We start from the raw sequence: 17050 nt of genomic DNA on the forward strand, positions 1-17050 counted from the left end.
CGCAGCGCCCACAACACCGAATACCCCGCTTTTCGTACCCGTGACCGTGATTCGCAATCTCGCAGGAGACATCCGCGCCTTCACGAGCAACGTCTTTCTCGTCGACGGCGAGACCACCGCGCTCGTGGACACCGGGGCGAACTTCGACGTGGTGCCGACGGTCCGCGAGGTCACCGACTCGCTCGACGCGGTGTACCTCACCCACACGCACCCCGACCACATCGGCAACGTCGACGCCGTCCGCGAGGCGTTCGACGTGCAGACGTGGGGCTACGACACCGGCAACCTCGCCGTAGACAGGCGCATCGACGACGGCGAGCGCGTCCAAATCGGTGACGACGTGTTCGAGGCGGTCCACACGCCGGGCCACAAGGACGACCACCTCTGCTTTTTCTCCCGCGGGTCGGGCGTCTGCTTCGCGGGCGACCTCGTCTTCGCCAACGGCGGGTTCGGTCGGACCGACCTCCCCGAGGGCGACCGCGGCGCGCTCGTCGAGAGCATCGACCGCCTGCGCGAGGTGGTCGGCGGCGACCTGACCGAACTCCACACCGGCCACGGCCCGAGCGTCGCGACTCACCCGAGCGAGGACCTCGAACTCGCGGCCCGCGCGGCGCGGACGAGGTAAACCGTCGCCTCGCCGCGTCACCTCGCGCTAGCGACTCGTGTAGCCGCCGTCGACGGTGAGCGCCTCGCCGGTCGTGAACGACGCGCCGTCCGAACAGAGCCAGACGACCGCGGAGGCGATTTCGTCCACGTCGCCGAGGCGGTTCATCGGGTGGAGCGACTCGATTCCCTGGCGCGCTTCGGGGTCGTCGAGGCCGCCTTCCCCGAGCAGGGGCGTGTCGACGAAACCCGGGCACACCGCGTTGACGCGGACGCCCTGTTCGGCGTACTCGATGGCCGCGGTCTTCGTCAGTCCGAGGACGCCGTGCTTCGCGGCGACGTACGGGGCCGCGTTCGCGAAGCCGACTTTCCCGAGAATCGACGCCATGTTGACGATGACGCCGCCGTCGACGTCGAGCATCGCGGGAATCTCGTGTCGCATCGACCGCCAGACGCCGTTGAGGTTCACGTCGACGACCCGGTGCCACTCGTCGGCCGAGAGGTCGGCGGTCGGTTTCTGCGGGCCGCCGATACCCGCGTTGTTGCAGGCGAAGTCGAGTCGGCCGTACTCGGAGACAGCCGTGTCGACCAGCGCGGCGACGGCGTCGTCGTCCGTCACGTCCGTCTCGACGAATATCGCCGTCCCGCCGGCTTTTTCGATGCGTGCGACGGTCTCCTCGCCGCCCTCGACGTTCACGTCGGAGACGACGACGCGCGCGCCCTCCGCGGCGAACGCCTCCGCGGTCGCGCGACCGATTCCAGAGCTAGCGCCGGTCACGACCGCGACTTCGGTGTCGAACTGAGTCATCGTACGAGAGAGAACACACCGACCTGACAGATAACCGTTTGTGCGACTCTCACGCCGGAAGAATATCGGGGACACCGAGCCGCGCGGTGCGGGTGTGGTCGTTATTCCTCGTCTGCTTCGGGGACGGCGTCGGGATGAAGGCCGAAGTAACCCGGTTCGTCGCTCCGCGGGTCGTTGATGACGAAGTCCTCTTGGTTGGCGACGATCCACGGAATCGTCCACTGGATGATGCGGTCTTCGGTCTCCTCGGCGAGGTCGTCCTGCGGCGACAGCCCCTGCATCAGGCGGGCGATTTCGCCCACGGTGTACATGTAGTCTGGGTCGAGGATGTCGGCGGGTTCGTACAGGAGATACCCGTAGAGGGTGTCGAAGTCGTCTTTCGGCTTGGGCATGCGTGCGCTTCTCGGCCGACGGGCAAAACCCCGACGACCGCGGGCGGCGGGTGACGAGCATCGGCGGCGACGGCAGTGCGACTGACGAGCGTGCCCATCGCTCCCTTACAGCCTTCGATGACCCCATAAGTAGGCTTATCAGCCGTGACGCCAGACCCGAAACGATGAGCGACGCCGCCGCACGACTCGTCGAGGCCTTCCGTAGCTTCGGCGGGGACGACCTCCGCGACCTCTGGGTCTTCGACCACCACGGGTACGAACACCTCTACGTCAGGGAGGACGTGTCCGATGCGCTCGAATGTCTCGACATCTCGCAGTTTATCGACAACGAGCGGTTCGGATACGTCACGAGAGATACCTACGAGACGCTGTACTACGCGGACTACGGCTACACCGTCCGCGGGTTCGACTCGTTCGAGCAGTTTCGGACCTTCGTCGGCGACCGCCCCACCGGAATCCTCGCCGGCTTCGACCGCGGGGCTGGCCGCGACTTCGCCGCCCTGCACGACCGCGTCTGCGCGCTGAACGACGAGTTCGACGGGGCGGACCTGTTCAGCGACCCGACCGCCCGCGACCGACTGCCCTGAGGTCGAGCGGAGCGCATCCGCGGACTGATTTGATTCGATTCGGTTCGACGCAGACAGCGCCGCCGCTGACGGCGTTGCGTCCGAAAGAAAAGTCGGGATGTACCGGGTTTACTCGAAGAGTTCGACGGCCTGCTCGTAGCGAGCGGCGGGTTCGTCCCAGTCGACGACCTCGAAGAACGCGGAGACGAAGTCGCCGCGGGCCGGGCCGTAGTCGTGGTAGTACGAGTGCTCCCAGACGTCCAGCGCGAGGATGGGATGGCTACCCCAGAGCGCGCCCTGGTCGTGCTTGTCGACGACGACGTTCCGAAGCTGGTTCGAGAACGAGTCGTACACCAGAAGTGCCCAGCCGCCGGCCGCGCCGGCCGCCGCTTCGAATTCACCCTTCCACGCCTCGTAGGAACCGAAGTCCTCCGCGATGCGGTCTGCGAGCGCACCCTCGGGCTCGTCGCCGCCTTCCGGCGACATGTTCTGCCAGAACAGGTCGTGCAGAATGTGTCCCGAGCCGTTGTGGGTGACGTTGCGGAGCGCGCCGGCAGACGAGCCGAACTCGCCTGCTTCGCGGTTCTCGGCGAGGGTTTCTTCGGCCGCGTTCCAGCCGTTGACGTAGCCCTGGTGGTGGGTGTCGTGATGCCACGTCAGCACCTGCTCGGAGATGTGCGGTTCGAGGGCGTCGTACTCGTACGGAAGCGGGTCGAGTTCGTAGCTCATAATGTGTAACCTCCGTATCATGCGTCGGGCGGAATCCTGTTAAAACTTGAGGAGGGGTATGCTAGCACAAACCACAGTATGCGGGTCGCTATCGGTCGATTTCTCCGCTTCGAGAAGCTCCGGTTCGCGCGAGCGTGTCAGCCGTCGAACGGCTTCGTCCGGCGCTCGTACTCGATTTCCGTCGAGACGGCGTCGGCGATTTCGGCTCCGAACTCGCGTTCGACGAGATGTAACGAGAGGTCGAGACCGGAGGTGACGCCGCCCGCGGTGAGCACGTCGCCGTCGTCGACGACGCGCGCTTCGACGACTTCCGCGGCCGTCTGTCGGAGGTCGGAGAGCGCGCCGCCGTGGGTGACCGCGGGGCGTCCGTCGAGGATGCCGGCGCGGGCGAGGAGCATCCCGCCGGTACAGACGCCGGCGACGGTCGTTCCGGCCTCGTGGAGCGCGGCGATGGCGTCGGGAATCTCGCCCTTCTCGGCTTCGGCCCACGCGCTCTGGTCGGCGCGGGAGTTCCAGCCGCCACCGGGGACGACGAGCAGGTCCGGGCGGTCGGTTTCCGGGTCGAGGGCGCCGTCGACGCCGACGCGCATCCCGTGGCTCGCGGTCACGAACTCGCGGTCGTCGAGCGCGACGAGTTCGGCCTCGCAGTCGGCCCCGGCCGCGCCGGCGTTCTGGAACACCTCGAACGGCGCGACGGCGTCGAGTTCGTCGAAGCCGTCGTAGAGGATGATAGCGACGTGCATGAACTCTGAGTCGGGTCCCGAGCAGAAAGCCGTTCGTGCCGCGGCGACCGAGGGCAAAAAACAGCAGGCGGGGTCAGTCGTCGCTCAGTCGTCGCCGCGGGCGGCCTCGAACATCGAAATCGCGCGCTCGCGGCGGTCGGCGTGGTCCACGATGGGCTCCGGGTAGTCGGGCGCGAGCCGCTCGCGTTCGAGGTCGGTCAGTTCGTGCCACTCGTGGATGGTGTTGGCCGTCACGTCCGAGAGCTCGGGGACGTACCGCTTGATGTACTCGCCGTCGGGGTCGTAGCGCTCGCCCTGCGTCATCGGGTTGAAGATGCGGAAGTACGGCTGGGCGTCGGTCCCCGTCGAGGCGGCCCACTGCCAGCCGCCGTTGTCGTTTGCGGTGTCGTGGTCCGCGAGGTGCTCGCGGAAGTGCGCGTAGCCGTGTCGCCAGTCGCACAGCAGGTCCTTCGTGAGGAACGACGCGACGATCATCCGGACGCGGTTGTGCATGTACGCCTCCTCGCGGAGCTGTCGCATCCCGGCGTCGACGATGGGGTAGCCGGTTTCGCCCGCCTTCCACGCCGCGAGTTCCTCGTCGTCGTCGCGCCACGCGATGTCCTCCTCGTACTCCTTGTAGTTCTCCGTGACGACGTTCGGGTGCTCTCGGAGGACGTGGGCGTAGAACTCCCGCCACGCCAACTGCGACTGGAACTCCTCGACGGACTCGTCTCTCTCGCCGCCGACGTCCTCGCGGGCCGCGGCGGTCGCCGCGTACACCTCGCGGATGCCGATGGTCCCGAACTTGAGGTCCGTCGAGAGCCGCGACGTGGCGTCCCGCGTCGGGTAGTCGCGGTCGTCGGCGTAGCGGTAGATGGCGTCCGCGCAGAACGCCGAGAGGCGCTCGCGGGCCGCCTCGGTCCCCGCCGACTGGACCGATGCCGACGGCTCCTCGAAGCCGAGGTCCGAGATGGTCGGGAGGCCGCCGACGGCGATGTCGAACTCTGCGTCGCCGTTGGTGAGGTCTTCGGCCGCGGATTCGAGCGTGGCGGCGTCGACGAGGTCGTCGGCGTCCGGCTCCGGGTACGGGTCGGGCTTGTCGCGGTCGCGCCACTTCTTCCAGAAGTAGGTGTAGACGGAGTAGGTGTCGCCAGCGTTTGTCGTGATGCTCCCCGGCGGGTGGAAGATGGCGTCGTGGACCGGCTCGCGGGCGACGCCGGCCTCGTCGAGGGCGAGCCGCACGTCCGCGTCGCGCTCGCGGGCGAGCCCGGAGTAGTCGATACCCCACACGGCCCGCTCGGCGTCGAGCGCCGCCGCCACCGCCGGCACGACCGTCCGGGGGTCGCCGCGGGCGACGAGCAGGTCGCTCCCGCGCTCTCGGTAGGCGTCGCGGAGCTCGGAAAGCGCGTCGAGCAGGTACCTGACGCGGGGCGCGCCGGCGTGGTCGAGCACGTCCCGGTCGAAGACGAAAAGCGGGGCGACGGGGCCCGCCTCCGCGGCCGTCGCGAGGCCGCGGTTGTCCGCGACGCGCAGGTCCCGGCGGTGCCAGTGCAGTTGCATGTGCGCGCCTCAGGACGGCGGCTATGTGAATGTAGCGGCAGTCGGACGCCGACGGGCCGAAAAATCGGCCGACCGGCTCGTTCGACTGAACTTAATCGCTCGCTGTCGCTGGAAACGGTGTCCTACCGCGTCTCGCGGCGGCAGTCGCTCGTGTTCGGACACCCGTTGGCATGGATGTGGTACGATAGTCGACGCTCGCGGCGGCGCGACTGTCGCGGGTAATGTGATGTTATCGACCGAAGTCCGGCACGGGAGCACGTTTACGTTCTTGCTATCTGGTGTACCCGGTTCATACCTATACGGCGTCGTACCCACGGTTCTGGTATGTCCGGGCATCGCTGCCTTCCTGACTCCGGGGTCCGACAGCCGCGTCTCCGGTCTCCGCTCGTGTTTCCGCTCCTCCTCTTGACGTTCGTCTGCGGGACGCTCGGGTGGCTCGTCTGGGTCCCCTACGGCGCGTTCCTCGGCGTGCTCCCGCCCGTCGTCGTCTTCGGCTTCGCGTTCCTCGAACTCTCGTCGGCCTCGCCGTCGCCCCCGCAACTCCCGTCGGCGCGGCCGTCGCCGCCGCTCTCGCTCGACGGCCGGGTCGACCTCGCCGCCGCGTTGCACGGCGCGGGCGTCTTCGCGACCGACGCGGACGACAACCTCTCGCTGTCGCCACAGTTCGCCGACGACTGGCGCGCCCGAATGCTCGAAGCCGACGGGCGAGACGGCGACCGCGAGGCGCTCGCGGCGCTTCTCGGCGTCGACTCGGACAGAATCGAGATGGGGTGGAACGAGCGGGGGCTGTTCGCGCGACTCGACCACGGAACCGTCGGTCGGTGGTCCTCCCGCGCCGCGTTCGTCGCCGACCGCACGGCGGTCGCGACGTTCCGCCGGTACTACCCCGAGTGGTGGCGGCTCTCGACGGCCGACCGGAACCGCGTCCTCGGGGCGCTTCGGTTGTGTCTCCGGACGTGCCCGACCTGTGACGGCGCGGTCGCGGTCGAAACCGAACGGGTGCGGACCTCCGACGGGACGAAACGGCACGTCTCGGCCGTCTGCCGGGGCTGTGACGCGACGCTGTTCGACGGCGTGGTCGAGCAGTCGGCGGCCGAACAGTCCGGGTCCGACGAGGGTACCGGCGTGCACCCGCAGAACACGCGGTAAGCGAGGCGAGAGCGCGAGGCACGCCGCGCCCGGCGAGCGCCGACGGGTCGGCGCGAGCGCGGGCCTCTCAGGGGAGCGAGTCGATGCCGTCGCGCCGCCCGTCGAGCACCGAAAAGCGCTCGTCGCGGCGTCGTTCGAGCCACCGGAGCAGGCGCTCCGCCCACCGGAGTTTCTGCGCTTTCATCGCGTCCACGGCCGGGTCGTCGAAGTCCCAGCCGGCGAAGACGAGCCGCTTCGCCCCGAGTTCGTCGGCGATGAAGACCGCCCGGTCGCCGTCGGTGAAGCCGCCCCAGTTGACGACGGGGCCGACGGGAGCCGCCTGCGTCGTCCCGAGGACGTGGTCGGCGTCGAACTGTGGAACCCACTCGCGGACCGCGGGAAGGTTGTCGCCGTGGGCGTGGGCCGCGACGGGCACGCCCGATTCGGTTAGTTCGACCGCCGTCTCGGGGTTCTTGTCGAGGTCCGTCACCATCAAATCGAGGTCGAACCCGGCGTCTCGCACCGCGTCGGCTGCGGTGGAGGCGGCGACGACCACGTCCACGTCGGGGTCGTCGAGTCGGTCGAGTTCGGCGTCGAGCGTCGGGGCCGCCCCGCAGACGGCGACGGTCGCGCCCGCCCAGTCCAGTCGGTCGCGGTCGAACGGTTTCACGAGGTCCGCGAGCGCGTCTCTGGCGCGCTCGTCGCCGGTTCGGTCGAAGCCGAAGTCGTCGAGAATCCGCCCGTAGACGGGTTCCCACGTGGTGAAATCCATGGTATAGCTGTCGCTCAGAATGTGACTGTATGGGCCGGAACGGCACTCGTGTACCCCTACCCGCGTGCCCTTCCGGCGTCCACAGGACCGTTTTAGAGTCGGATGGTATAAGTTTTCTCTTAGTAGAACGGTCAACGTCTGCCGAACGTCAGACGGCGAGACGGGTCTGTGAGGGGTTCACGCACCAGTTATCGCGTCGCCCGCTCGACCGTTTCGAGGGCGGCTTCGAGGGCGTCGGAGGCGTCCGTGACGAGCGTCGAAAGCCGGGCGAGCGCGGCGGGCGTCCCGACCAGCAGCGCCCCGGTGTCGCCGGCGGCCAAGACGGCTCCCGCGTCGCCGGCGGCGGCTTCGAGGGCCTCGCGGTCGTCGACTCCGAGTCCTTCCAGTTCGAAGACGCGCGTGACGCTCTCGGCCGCGAGGTCGCGGTTCGCGCCGACCCGGTCGAGGTGTCTGGCGGCGTCGCCGGTCGTCGTCACGTCGAGTTCCTCGACCGACACGTCGCCGGGGTCGCGGACGCGGCGGCGCGCGAACTCGTGACCGATGAGGGCCGCGTCGCGGGTCTCTTTCACGTCGTGGGTCCGGACGACGTGGGCACCGCGCTCGACCGCCATCGACGTGGCGGCGAGGCTGACGGGCAGAGCCTCCTCGGTCGAGCGGCCGGCCACGTCGCGGAGGAAGTTCTTGCGGTTGATGGAGACCAGGATGGGGTAGCCGTAGCCGCGGAACTCCCGCAGGCGGTCGAACGTCTCGCGGTCGTGTTCGAGCGTCTTCGCCTCCGACCAGCCGCCGAAAGCGGGGTCGAGGATGGTCTTGTCGGTGAAGCCGTTCAGTTCGAGGGCGTCGTAGATGTCGTCGACCTCCTCGATTGCACCGGGGCGGGTGAGGTCCGGGGGGCTCGCCATCTTGGCGACGGCGGCGTCGAACTCCTCGCAGACGCGGGGCATCTCCGGGTCGGCGAAGCCGCAGATATCGTTGACCATGTCGAACCCACCGTCGAGCGCCGCCTCCGCGACCTCGTGGTAGCGCGTCTCGATGGAGAAGACGGCGTCGCCGGAGACGCTGTCGAGGACCGAAAGCGCCGTGTCGAGGCGGTCGAGTTCGTCTTCGGCCGACAGCACGTCGAGGCGCTTGTTCGCGGATTCGAGGCCGATATCGACGATGTCGGCCCCCTCGTCGATGAGTTCGCGGTCGACGTACTCGGCGGCCTCGCTCGGGTCGTTGAACACGCTCGGCTTGTACGGGGACTCCTTGGAGACGTTCAGCACGCCCATGATTCGGGGCGGGTGGTCGTCGCCAATTTCGAGTCCTGCCGCATCGACGGTGCGCATACCCGTCGGTTGGACCACACGACTATATGCCGACCGGTCGCGGAAGGCGGGCAGCCAGCCCTGCGGCGCTCGTTCGCCGTCGCTCGCGGACGACTGACCGGCATCACGCCACTTTTATCCGCCGCTCGGCTACCTCGGACCATGGCGAAGGTCAGCGTCGGACTCCGCGGATGGCGCTTCGAAGAGTCCGAGATATTCACCGACGAGGGGGAGTTCAAACCGCTCGACGAGATTCCCGAGGACCCACGGGAGCGTCTCATGCGCCTCGTCTCGCTCGTCGAGGAGCCGTGCGACGCCTGCTATCTAATCCACGGCGACGAGGAGATACAGCAGTGCCGACAGGCCGCCATCGTCTACGGCGAGCCCCGCGGGGAGGTGCTTCTCTGCGAGCACCACGAGCCGGACTTCCTCTACTGGTTCCGCGAGGAGGACGGCCGCGACCTCGTCGGCGACGCGGTGTTCGCCGACGCCTTCCACGAGTGGTTCGCCGCCGGCGGCCGCGCGCCCGACGGCTACGGCGGGCTGGAGTACGTCGACACCGAACCCGACGAACTCCCGTCGCCGCCGGACGCCAACGAGATACAGCGCCGGCTGGAGGAGAACTTCGTCGAGGGCGAGCGTATCAACCTCCGCGACTACGGCCCCGGCGCGGACGACGAGGACGGGACGCCCCTGACCGAAGACGACCTCGACGGCGTCGACCTCGACACGGACTACCCGACGAAATGAGCGACGACCCAGACGCCGACGCCGTCGATGTTGTCGACGCCGCCGATACCGCCGATACCGCCAACGCCGCCACCGGTGACGCCGGGGACCGCGAGTTCGTCGTCGTCGTCGTCGAACCCGAGACGCCCGGCAACGTCGGGACCATCGCGCGGGCGATGAAGAACTTCGGCATCTACGACCTCCGCCTCGTCGACCCGCCGCCGCTCGACCCCGACGGCGAGGCCTACGGCTTCGCCGGCCACGCCCGCGAGGACGTGCTTCCGAACGCCACCGAGACGACCCTAGAGGAGGTCGTCGAGGAGTTCCACACCGTCGGGACGACCGCGGTCTCCCACGAGGACTCCACCCGGCACGTCCGCTACCCGTTCAAGACGCCGGTCGAAATCGCCGACTCGCTGGAGTCGGTGGAGACGAAGACCGCGCTCGTCTTCGGCCGCGAGGGAACCGGCCTCGACAACGAGGAGTTGGCGATGCTCGACGAGGTCTGTTGTATCCCCGCCGACGACCGCTATCCCGTGCTCAACCTCGGGCAGGCGGCGACGCTTCTCATGTACGAACTTCGCCGGTTTACGGTCGAGGAGACGCAGCTACCGGATGTGGAGCGCGAGCGCGCCTCAGAGGCGGAAATCGAGGTCGTCTACCGCTTTTTCGACGAGTTGCTCGACGCCGTGGACTACCGCGAACACAAGCGAACCAAGACCTCGCGGATGATGCGCCGACTGCTCGGCCGCGCCCACCCGACCGAGCGCGAGGCCGCGACGCTGACGGGCGTGTTCCGCCGGGCCGCCGAGGCCGTCCGCGACCCGGACCGCTTCCGCGACGACGAGAGCTGACGCGTCCGCGCTACTCCGCGTCGTCGTCCCGGCGGGCGAACATCACGTAGCTCACGAACGAACAGACTTTCTCGACCTCGCCGGACTCGCGCTCCGCGCGGGTGGTCGTCCGAATCTCCACGAGGCCGCGGCTGTCGGTCTCGGCGGTCGTCTCCAGCACCTCGTTTTCCACGACGAGCGTGTCCCCCGGATACACCGGTTTCCACCAGCGAAGCTCGTCGACGCCTTTCGCGCCGAGGGCGGCCGAGTCACCGAGGAAGCCGTCAACGAGCAGGCGCATCGTCATCGCCGTGGTGTGCCAACCGCTGGCGATGACGCCGCCGTACATCGACTCGGACTCGGCGCGCTCCGGGTCGGTGTGGAACCACTGCGGGTCGTACTGTTCGGCGAACTCCAGCACCTCCGCTTCGGTCACGTCGTACGCGCCGAACTCGTGGGTGTCGCCGGCCGCGAAATCCTCGAAGAACTGCATGACTCCCCTTCGGCCGGCCCCGTGGAGAAAGTAGCGGTGTCGGCGGTCCGGGCGGCGCACGCGGCCGAGCGCACCCCGTTTTCATTCCCCCGCCCCTGAGCGCCAGACAGCTTTTGCGGTCCGACCCCGTATCCCCACGCGAGATGGCAACGTCCCCGCGCCGCTCTCGCCTCCCGATGGTCGTCGTCGGCGTCGTCGTCCTCGCGTTCTACCTCTCGCTCAGCGCGCTCAGCGCGTTCGCGGTGGTGACGCTCTGGCGGCTTCGCCCCGACCCCCTGACCGCCGCCGTCGTCGGCGTCGCAGTCGCCGTCGTCCTCGGCTATCTGAGCTTCCGCTTCGGCACGGTGCGCCTGCTCAGCCAACTCGACGCGCGGGATATGTCGCCCGCGGAGTCGCCGTCGGTCCACCGCCTCCGCGACCGCCTCGCCGAGCGGATGGACCTCGACCCGCCGACGCTGAAGCTCGCGCGTTTCGCCGCGCCGAACGCGATGGCGCTCGACCCGATGGGCCGCGACGTGGTCGTCCTCGACGCCTCGCTGTTCCGCCTCCTCGACGCCGACGAGTTCGAGGCGCTGCTCGCGCACGAACTCGCGCACCTCGAACGGAAAGACGGGCTGGTCCAGTCGCTCGTGGCGAGCGTCCTCCAGACGGTCGTCGGCGTCGGCTACCTGTTCGTCTCGCCGGTGACGTTCCTGACGACGGGCGTCGCCCTCGGCTCGGCGTGGATGCGCGGCCGGCCGGGGTCGTGGACCGAGACGCTCGCCGGGCGGATTCGCCTCCGACTGGACGAGTTCGTCGGGCTGTTCGGCTTCGGCCTCACCGTGTTCGTCCGGTCGCAGTCGAGAAAACGGGAGTTCGCGGCCGACGCGCGGGCCGCCGAGGTGACGGACAAGCCGATGGCGCTCGCGTCGGCCCTGCGGAAGTTAGAGCGGGCCGCCCGGCCGCAACACGGCCTGTCGCCGCTGTGGGTGTACGGCGAGGTCGAGGTCGAAGACTCGGTGTCGGACCTGCTTTCGACCCACCCCTCGACCGACGAGCGCGTGGAGCGACTGGCAGCGATGGCCGACGAGTCGATGACGCGAATCGAGGTGCGCTGAGATGCCCGGCTCGCCCGACCCGGTGCTCGGTAACTGGCTTCTCACCCACATCGTCGCCGTCGCCGCCGCGCTCGGCACCGTCGCCGTCGTCTACGTGACCCGCGCCCGGAGCGCCCGAAGCTTCCTGACGCCCGCGCTCGTCGGCGGCGGCTACGCCCTCGCCACGCTCGCCGTCTGGACCGCGGCCCGACTCGTCACCGACGCGTTCCCCTCGGGGCTGGTCGAAGACCCGCTGACCGCGGCGGGCTTCCTCGGCGTTTCGTTCCTCCTGCTCGCCGGGTTCGTCGCCGTTTCGGCCCTGCTGTTCGCTCGCCGCGGGCTGGTCGCGCCGCTCGTCGGCCTGTTCGGCGTCACGGAACTCGTCTGGTGGGCGTTCCTCCACGTCCGCGGCGAGACCGATGCGCTGGGGATGTTCCTCATCTTCGGGCCGGTGCTGTTGGTGCTTCTCGTCGTCGCGGCCGGCGTCGAGTTCGCGGGGCGGTGGGGCTGGCGGCGGTTCGTCCGCCAGAGCGGGCGATCGGCGTCGTGAGAACGGAGAACGGAGAAAACGGGATGCGGTCCGAGGCCTCGGCGGTCAGGCCCGCTTTTGAATCTCCTCGCGGAGCACGTCGCTGACGACGCCGCCGTCGGCCTTGCCGCGGAGCGCGCCCATCGCCTCGCCCATGAGGGCGGAGAACGCGCCCATGCCCTGCTGTTCGACTTGGTCGGCGTTGCGCTCGACGACCTCCGCGATGGCCTCGCGGACCTCCTCTTCGGAGACGCCGGAGAGGCCGGCCTCCTCGACGGCTTCCTCGGCCGTGAGGCTCGGGTCCTCGGCGATGGTGGCGAGCACGTCGTTGACGCCCTCCTTGGCGAGGTCGCCGTCCTCGACGAGCTGCATGACCGCGAGCAGGTGGTCGTCGGTGAGTTCGGAGACGGCCACGTCGTCGCGGCGGAGTTCGGTCAGCGTCGATTCGAGCAGCCCCGCCGCGAACGTCGCGTCGATGCCGGCGTCCACGGCCTCCTCGAACAGCGGCATCGTCCGGCCGTAGGCGACCTGCTCCGCGAGGCCGGCGTCGAGGCCGAACTCGGCTTGGTAGCGGTCGACCTTCTCGGTCAGGAGTTCGGGCGTCTCCACGTCGCTCGGGTCGAGGTCGACGGGGGGTACGTCCGTCTCGGGGTACATCCGGGCCGCGCCGGGGAGCGGGCGGAGGTAGCGCGTCGTGCCGTCGTCGTTGGCCCCGCGGGTCTCCTCGGGGACCTCCTCGATGGCGACTTCGGCGCGTTCTGCGACCGCGTCGATGGCGAGGTCGGCCGTCTCGGGGTCGTCGGCGACGATGGCGACCGCGTCCTCGGGGCCGGCGTCGACCGCCTCGCGGAGCGATTCGACCTCGGCCTCGGTGACGCCGTAGGCCGGGAGTTCGTCGGTGTGGAAGATGCCGCCCGCGCCGTGGCGCTTGGCGTGGTCGGACAGTTCCGTGCCGAGGCGGCGGTCGGGCTGGAGTTCGCGGCCGACGAGGCCGTCGAAGCCGTACAGCGGGACGGCCGTGACCTTCCCGCCGGCGTCGAGCGCGCCGCGGATGACGCCGGAGTCCGAGTCCTCGAACACGTCGGTCACGTCGGCCACGCCGCCGACGGAGGCGTCGCGCGACTGGAGTTCGTCACGAATCTCGACGAGTTCCGCCTGTCGGCCGACCTCGAAGTGGACGATTTCGTCGATTTGGTCGAGCGCCTGCACGCCCTTGATTTCGACGCGCGCGCCGTCGGCGATGGAGACGTTCACGTCCTGCCGGATGGTACCGAGGCCGCGTTTGACCTTCCCGGTCGAGCGCAGGAGCATCCCGATGGTCTGGGCCGCCTCGCGCGCCTGTTCGGGCGAGGAGATGTCCGGGCCGGTGCCGATTTCGACGAGCGGGATGCCGAGGCGGTCGAGGCTGTATAGGACGCCGTCGTCTCGCTCTTCGACGCGCTGGGCGGACTCCTCTTCGAGCATGAGGTCCACGACGGAGACGGGGCCGTCTTCGGTCTGAATCTCGCCTTCCTGCGCGATGAGCGACGAGCGCTGGAACCCCGAGGTGTTCGAGCCGTCGATGACGAGCTTGCGCATGACGTGCGCCTCGTCGACGACGTTCATGTCGAGCAGTTCGGCAATCTGCATGGCGACCGTCCGCGCCTCGTGGTCGAGTTCGTGCGGCGGCTCGTCGTCCTCCTCGACCAGACAGGTCGAGTCGTAGGCGAGATACTCGAACTCGCGTTCGACGCGGCTCTCTTCGAGCGCGGCGTCGTCGAGTTCGCCCAGTTCGCTCTTGGTCGGATGGAGGAAGCGCGTGAACGTGCGCGTCGCCTCGTCGGGCTCGCGGAGGTCGGTCGGACACCCGCAGAACAGCTTCGTCTCGGTGTCGAGTTGCTGGTGAATCTCCAGCCCAGCCACGAGGCCGAGGTCCTCGTAGTCGTAGTCGTACTCGGTCATTGGTACTCCCTGCGTTCGGGGGGAGTAAAAAAGGATTCAGTCTGCCGTCAGAGGCGACGAAGCCCCTCGCCGATACCTTCGACCTGTTCACACTCGGGACAGACGTACGTCCACCCGTCGTTCGTCGCTCGTCCCTCCGGGAATACGGCCCCACAACCTCGACACTCCAACATGTCTCGCCCGCGGGCCCGCTGCTGTTGCAGTCCGGCCATACTGGTATAATCGTCAAAATCAAGCTTCAAAATACCGATTTTCGAGATTTCGTGACAGTTCTTCACTCGGGGGTGACTGTCACGGCAGCGCCGGAGTGCGATTGCTACCGCGAGCCGAGTAAATATAACCGTCTTCGCGGCTGAACTGACCGAAATCGACGCGAACGCGACCCGAACCGAGCGGGTCGCCCGCTCGACTCAACGTATCAAAAAGTGGACTGTTTTTCGCCGGGGCTCAGTCGTCGCCGAGGATGCCGCGATGGGTCATCTTCTCGGGGTCGAGCACCTCGTCGGCTTCCGCCTCGGTGAGGTAGCCCTCGTCGACGGCGACCTGTCGGACGCTTTTGTCCTCAGCGAGCGCCTTCTTCGCCACCTTCGAGGCCTTGTCGTAGCCGATTGCGGGGTTGAGCGCCGTCGCCAGCGCCATCGACTGTTCGACCCGCGTCTCGCAGTGTTCCTCGTTAGCTTCGAGTTTGGCGACGAACCGCTCGGCGAAGACCTCCGAGGAGTTCGCCAGCAGCTTCGCTGATTCGAGGAAGTTGTGCGCGAGCACGGGCTTGTAGAGGTTGAGGTCGATTTGGCCCTCCGCGGCACCGGCGGAGACGGCGGCGTCGTTGCCGACGACCTGCTTGTGGACCTGATTGACCGCCTCCGCGACGACCGGGTTGATTTTTCCGGGCATGATGGAGGAGCCGGGCTGGTTCTCCGGCTGTTCGAGTTCGCCGAGCCCGTTGCGCGGGCCGGACGCGAGCAGGCGGAGGTCGTTTGCGATTTTGTTCAGGGAGCCGGCGACGGTGCGGAGCGCGCCGTGGGCCTCGCTCATCGCGTCGTGGGCCGCCTGCGCCTCGAAGTGGTTGTCGGCCTCGCGGAACTCGACGCCGGTCTCCTCGGTCATGTACTCGGCTGCCTTCGCCGGGAACTCGGGGTGCGTGTTGAGTCCCGTGCCGACCGCGGTGCCGCCGAGCGCGAGTTCGCCGAGGTGCTCGCGCACGTTCTCGACGCGGCGGATGCCCTTTTCGACCTGCGTGCGGTAGCCGCCGAACTCCTGTCCGAGGCGGACGGGCGTGGCGTCCTGCAAGTGGGTTCGGCCGGTCTTGACGACGCCGTCGAACTCGGCTTCCTTGTCGCCGAGCGCCTCGGCGAGCGTCTCCAGCGCGGGAAGCAGGTCCTTCTCGACGGCTTCGAGGGAGGCGACGTGCATGGCCGTCGGAATCACGTCGTTGGAGGACTGGCCGAAGTTGACGTGGTCGTTCGGGTGGACGACGCGGTCACCGATGCCCTCGCCCATAATCTCCGCGGCGCGGTTGGCGATGACCTCGTTGGCGTTCATGTTCGAGGACGTGCCCGAACCGGTCTGGAACACGTCGACGGGGAACTGGTCGTCGAGTTCGCCGGCGATGACCTCGTCGGCGGCCTCGACGATGGCGGCCGCGACGTCCTCGTCTATCATGCCGAGGTCGCGGTTGGCCTGCGCGGCGGCCTTCTTCACCACGCCGAGCGCGCGGACGAACCGCCGCCCGAAGGTGATGCCGGAGATTGGGAAGTTCTCGACCGCCCGCTGGGTCTGTGCGCCCCAGTAGGCGTCGACAGGCACTTCCATCTCGCCGAGACTGTCCCGCTCGATTCGATAATCATCGTCGCCCATGATTCGGGGGTCGTTTTGGCAGGAGGTAAAATCCATTGGTCCGTGCGCCTCACTGACAGCCGCGACTGTCGGCGGTCGCGCGGCGCGTCAGCTGACATGCCAACCGCGACGGCCGCGGCGACCGCGGCGGTTCGGTCACTCCTCGCGCGCCGCGTACTCCTCGGGCGTGTACGTCTTCAGCTCCATCGCGTGGATGTCCGTCGTCATGTGGTCGCCGAGGGCGTCGTAGACGAGTTGGTGCTGTTGGACGAGCGACTTCCCCTCGAAGGCGGGCGAGACGACGACGGCGGCGTAGTGGTCGTCCTCGTGGTCCTGGTCGACCGTTCGCGGCCGCGAGACCGTCGCGTCGGCGTCCTCGATGTGCGATTCGATGAGGTCCTCGATGGCGGCGAGTTCCATGTGCGTACTGGCGGCCCGCGCCGGGAAAAAGCGTCCGGGAGGTGGCGACCGCGCTCGCGGAGGTTTTTATTCGGGGACGACGCACCTCGGGTCGTGACTGACGCGACACCCACCGCCGGGCCCGAGGAGGCCGTCCGCGTGCTCCGCGACGACCACGAGCGACTGCTGACCGTCGTCGGCCAGTGCGCCACCGCCGTCACCGCGGAGTGGGACGGCGATTCCGTGACGGACCGCGAGCGCGTCGTGCCCCCGTTCAGGCGCGCGCTCGACGGCTCCGGCGCGCTGTCTCGCCTGCCGCGGGCGCTCGCTGACGCGGTGACGGCTACCGGTCGACCGATGGCCGCGCCGCCCGTCGCGGCCCCGCCCTACGTGGTCGTCACCGGCGAGGGCGTCGTCCTCCGCGCCAACCTCGGTGACGGCCGACTGGTGGTGCTCCTCCGGGCGTTCGAGGTCGACCGTGGCGGCGATGGCGACGGCGACAGTGACGGCGACGGCGGCGACGGCGGCGACAGCGAACCCCACCGCTACCGCCGCATCGACGGCGTCGAAATCGAAGCCGAAATCGTCTGAGTCGGGTCTGGTCGGAGCGGGGCGGGTCGCTCTCGG

General features: G+C 68.7%; 20 protein-coding genes. 8 read left to right on the plus strand and 12 right to left on the minus strand.

What is annotated here, in order from left to right; genetic code table 11:
* The first annotated feature begins 46 nt into the window (after nt 1–46).
* Nucleotides 47–625: an MBL fold metallo-hydrolase gene (locus DVK03_RS08650; RefSeq protein ID WP_115803308.1), complete on the plus strand. Its 579-nt coding sequence runs from the start codon at nt 47–49 to the stop codon at nt 623–625.
* 27 nt (nt 626–652) lie between these two features.
* Here DVK03_RS08650 and DVK03_RS08655 read toward each other — a convergent pair whose 3' ends face one another.
* Both DVK03_RS08655 and DVK03_RS08660 read right to left on the minus strand, forming a co-directional pair.
* Complete coding sequence (locus tag DVK03_RS08655) at nt 653–1411, minus strand: SDR family oxidoreductase (RefSeq protein ID WP_115802738.1); 759 nt, start codon at nt 1409–1411, stop codon at nt 653–655.
* A 101-nt stretch (nt 1412–1512) separates the two neighbouring features.
* Nucleotides 1513–1803, minus strand: coding sequence for a DUF5827 family protein (locus DVK03_RS08660; RefSeq protein WP_004061159.1), 291 nt, complete (start codon nt 1801–1803; stop codon nt 1513–1515).
* Between the two features lie 164 nt (nt 1804–1967).
* On the opposite strand from DVK03_RS08660, the gene DVK03_RS08665 reads away from it, so the two are divergent.
* Nucleotides 1968–2390, plus strand: a complete 423-nt coding sequence (locus DVK03_RS08665; RefSeq protein WP_004061160.1) for a hypothetical protein — start codon at nt 1968–1970, stop codon at nt 2388–2390.
* Nucleotides 2391–2498: 108 nt separating this feature from the next.
* Here the strand turns inward: DVK03_RS08665 and sod are convergent, their stop codons facing one another.
* The 3 genes from sod to DVK03_RS08680 all read right to left on the minus strand — a co-directional run bounded on the left by sod (nt 2499) and on the right by DVK03_RS08680 (nt 5380).
* Nucleotides 2499–3098 carry a superoxide dismutase gene (gene sod / locus DVK03_RS08670; protein ID WP_115861656.1) on the minus strand — a complete coding sequence of 200 codons (600 nt, stop codon included), beginning with the start codon at nt 3096–3098 and terminating at the stop codon, nt 2499–2501.
* A gap of 137 nt (nt 3099–3235) precedes the next feature.
* The gene (locus DVK03_RS08675; RefSeq protein ID WP_115802739.1) at nt 3236–3841 is read right to left on the minus strand and encodes a DJ-1/PfpI family protein; all 606 of its coding nucleotides are present in this window, start codon (nt 3839–3841) and stop codon (nt 3236–3238) included.
* A gap of 84 nt (nt 3842–3925) precedes the next feature.
* The gene (locus DVK03_RS08680) at nt 3926–5380 is read right to left on the minus strand and encodes a deoxyribodipyrimidine photo-lyase (RefSeq protein WP_115802740.1); all 1455 of its coding nucleotides are present in this window, start codon (nt 5378–5380) and stop codon (nt 3926–3928) included.
* A 387-nt stretch (nt 5381–5767) separates the two neighbouring features.
* On the opposite strand from DVK03_RS08680, the gene DVK03_RS08685 reads away from it, so the two are divergent.
* A complete protein-coding gene (locus DVK03_RS08685) occupies nt 5768–6529 on the plus strand; it encodes a hypothetical protein (RefSeq protein WP_115802741.1) in 762 nt (253 codons plus the stop codon).
* A gap of 67 nt (nt 6530–6596) precedes the next feature.
* Here the strand turns inward: DVK03_RS08685 and DVK03_RS08690 are convergent, their stop codons facing one another.
* Together DVK03_RS08690 and folP are read right to left on the minus strand one after the other, a co-directional pair.
* Nucleotides 6597–7280 carry a 6-hydroxymethylpterin diphosphokinase MptE-like protein gene (locus DVK03_RS08690; protein ID WP_115802742.1) on the minus strand — a complete coding sequence of 228 codons (684 nt, stop codon included), beginning with the start codon at nt 7278–7280 and terminating at the stop codon, nt 6597–6599.
* A 188-nt stretch (nt 7281–7468) separates the two neighbouring features.
* The gene (gene folP, locus DVK03_RS08695; protein WP_115802743.1) at nt 7469–8608 is read right to left on the minus strand and encodes a dihydropteroate synthase; all 1140 of its coding nucleotides are present in this window, start codon (nt 8606–8608) and stop codon (nt 7469–7471) included.
* A 141-nt stretch (nt 8609–8749) separates the two neighbouring features.
* Between folP and DVK03_RS08700 the strand changes: the two genes are divergently transcribed.
* On the plus strand, nt 8750–9337 hold the full coding sequence (locus DVK03_RS08700) for a hypothetical protein (RefSeq protein WP_115802744.1): 588 nt from the start codon (nt 8750–8752) through the stop codon (nt 9335–9337).
* A complete protein-coding gene (locus tag DVK03_RS08705; RefSeq protein ID WP_115802745.1) occupies nt 9334–10170 on the plus strand; it encodes an RNA methyltransferase in 837 nt (278 codons plus the stop codon). The genes DVK03_RS08700 and DVK03_RS08705 overlap by 4 nt, the downstream gene beginning before the upstream one ends.
* 10 nt (nt 10171–10180) lie before the next feature.
* Here DVK03_RS08705 and DVK03_RS08710 read toward each other — a convergent pair whose 3' ends face one another.
* Nucleotides 10181–10642, minus strand: coding sequence for a MaoC family dehydratase (locus DVK03_RS08710; RefSeq protein WP_115802746.1), 462 nt, complete (start codon nt 10640–10642; stop codon nt 10181–10183).
* 176 nt (nt 10643–10818) lie between these two features.
* Between DVK03_RS08710 and DVK03_RS08715 the strand changes: the two genes are divergently transcribed.
* Complete coding sequence (locus DVK03_RS08715) at nt 10819–11739, plus strand: M48 family metallopeptidase (RefSeq protein ID WP_115803309.1); 921 nt, start codon at nt 10819–10821, stop codon at nt 11737–11739.
* Between the two features lies 1 nt (nt 11740).
* Nucleotides 11741–12268, plus strand: a complete 528-nt coding sequence (locus DVK03_RS08720; protein WP_115802747.1) for a hypothetical protein — start codon at nt 11741–11743, stop codon at nt 12266–12268.
* 45 nt (nt 12269–12313) lie between these two features.
* Here the strand turns inward: DVK03_RS08720 and gatE are convergent, their stop codons facing one another.
* The 4 genes from gatE to DVK03_RS08735 form a co-directional block, all read right to left on the minus strand.
* Nucleotides 12314–14188 carry a Glu-tRNA(Gln) amidotransferase subunit GatE gene (gatE, locus tag DVK03_RS08725; protein ID WP_115802748.1) on the minus strand — a complete coding sequence of 625 codons (1875 nt, stop codon included), beginning with the start codon at nt 14186–14188 and terminating at the stop codon, nt 12314–12316.
* Between the two features lie 47 nt (nt 14189–14235).
* The gene (locus DVK03_RS20470; RefSeq protein ID WP_013035362.1) at nt 14236–14400 is read right to left on the minus strand and encodes an HVO_2901 family zinc finger protein; all 165 of its coding nucleotides are present in this window, start codon (nt 14398–14400) and stop codon (nt 14236–14238) included.
* A gap of 235 nt (nt 14401–14635) precedes the next feature.
* On the minus strand, nt 14636–16045 hold the full coding sequence (locus DVK03_RS08730) for a class II fumarate hydratase (protein ID WP_008611725.1): 1410 nt from the start codon (nt 16043–16045) through the stop codon (nt 14636–14638).
* A gap of 135 nt (nt 16046–16180) precedes the next feature.
* Nucleotides 16181–16444, minus strand: a complete 264-nt coding sequence (locus DVK03_RS08735; RefSeq protein ID WP_004044717.1) for a BolA family protein — start codon at nt 16442–16444, stop codon at nt 16181–16183.
* A gap of 93 nt (nt 16445–16537) precedes the next feature.
* Between DVK03_RS08735 and DVK03_RS08740 the strand changes: the two genes are divergently transcribed.
* The gene (locus DVK03_RS08740; RefSeq protein ID WP_115802749.1) at nt 16538–17014 is read left to right on the plus strand and encodes a hypothetical protein; all 477 of its coding nucleotides are present in this window, start codon (nt 16538–16540) and stop codon (nt 17012–17014) included.
* The last annotated feature ends 36 nt before the right edge of the window (nt 17015–17050 follow it).

This window comes from Haloferax sp. Atlit-109R, from assembly GCF_003665865.1.
GTDB classification, from domain to species: Archaea; Halobacteriota; Halobacteria; order Halobacteriales; family Haloferacaceae; genus Haloferax; species Haloferax volcanii.

What these genes read in the sequence shown, in the direction of transcription:
- DVK03_RS08720 (WP_115802747.1), top strand. Translation starts at nt 11,741, where the DNA reads ATGCCCGGCTCGCCCGACCCGGTGCTCGGTAACTGGCTTCTCACCCAC.
- DVK03_RS20470 (WP_013035362.1), bottom strand. Translation starts at nt 14,400, where the DNA reads ATGGCCGGACTGCAACAGCAGCGGGCCCGCGGGCGAGACATGTTGGAG.
- sod (WP_115861656.1), bottom strand. Translation starts at nt 3,098, where the DNA reads ATGAGCTACGAACTCGACCCGCTTCCGTACGAGTACGACGCCCTCGAA.
- DVK03_RS08735 (WP_004044717.1), bottom strand. Translation starts at nt 16,444, where the DNA reads ATGGAACTCGCCGCCATCGAGGACCTCATCGAATCGCACATCGAGGAC.
- DVK03_RS08680 (WP_115802740.1), bottom strand. Translation starts at nt 5,380, where the DNA reads ATGCAACTGCACTGGCACCGCCGGGACCTGCGCGTCGCGGACAACCGC.
- DVK03_RS08705 (WP_115802745.1), top strand. Translation starts at nt 9,334, where the DNA reads ATGAGCGACGACCCAGACGCCGACGCCGTCGATGTTGTCGACGCCGCC.
- DVK03_RS08660 (WP_004061159.1), bottom strand. Translation starts at nt 1,803, where the DNA reads ATGCCCAAGCCGAAAGACGACTTCGACACCCTCTACGGGTATCTCCTG.
- DVK03_RS08710 (WP_115802746.1), bottom strand. Translation starts at nt 10,642, where the DNA reads ATGCAGTTCTTCGAGGATTTCGCGGCCGGCGACACCCACGAGTTCGGC.
- DVK03_RS08690 (WP_115802742.1), bottom strand. Translation starts at nt 7,280, where the DNA reads ATGGATTTCACCACGTGGGAACCCGTCTACGGGCGGATTCTCGACGAC.
- gatE (WP_115802748.1), bottom strand. Translation starts at nt 14,188, where the DNA reads ATGACCGAGTACGACTACGACTACGAGGACCTCGGCCTCGTGGCTGGG.
- DVK03_RS08700 (WP_115802744.1), top strand. Translation starts at nt 8,750, where the DNA reads ATGGCGAAGGTCAGCGTCGGACTCCGCGGATGGCGCTTCGAAGAGTCC.
- DVK03_RS08730 (WP_008611725.1), bottom strand. Translation starts at nt 16,045, where the DNA reads ATGGGCGACGATGATTATCGAATCGAGCGGGACAGTCTCGGCGAGATG.
- folP (WP_115802743.1), bottom strand. Translation starts at nt 8,608, where the DNA reads ATGCGCACCGTCGATGCGGCAGGACTCGAAATTGGCGACGACCACCCG.
- DVK03_RS08675 (WP_115802739.1), bottom strand. Translation starts at nt 3,841, where the DNA reads ATGCACGTCGCTATCATCCTCTACGACGGCTTCGACGAACTCGACGCC.
- DVK03_RS08655 (WP_115802738.1), bottom strand. Translation starts at nt 1,411, where the DNA reads ATGACTCAGTTCGACACCGAAGTCGCGGTCGTGACCGGCGCTAGCTCT.
- DVK03_RS08715 (WP_115803309.1), top strand. Translation starts at nt 10,819, where the DNA reads ATGGTCGTCGTCGGCGTCGTCGTCCTCGCGTTCTACCTCTCGCTCAGC.
- DVK03_RS08665 (WP_004061160.1), top strand. Translation starts at nt 1,968, where the DNA reads ATGAGCGACGCCGCCGCACGACTCGTCGAGGCCTTCCGTAGCTTCGGC.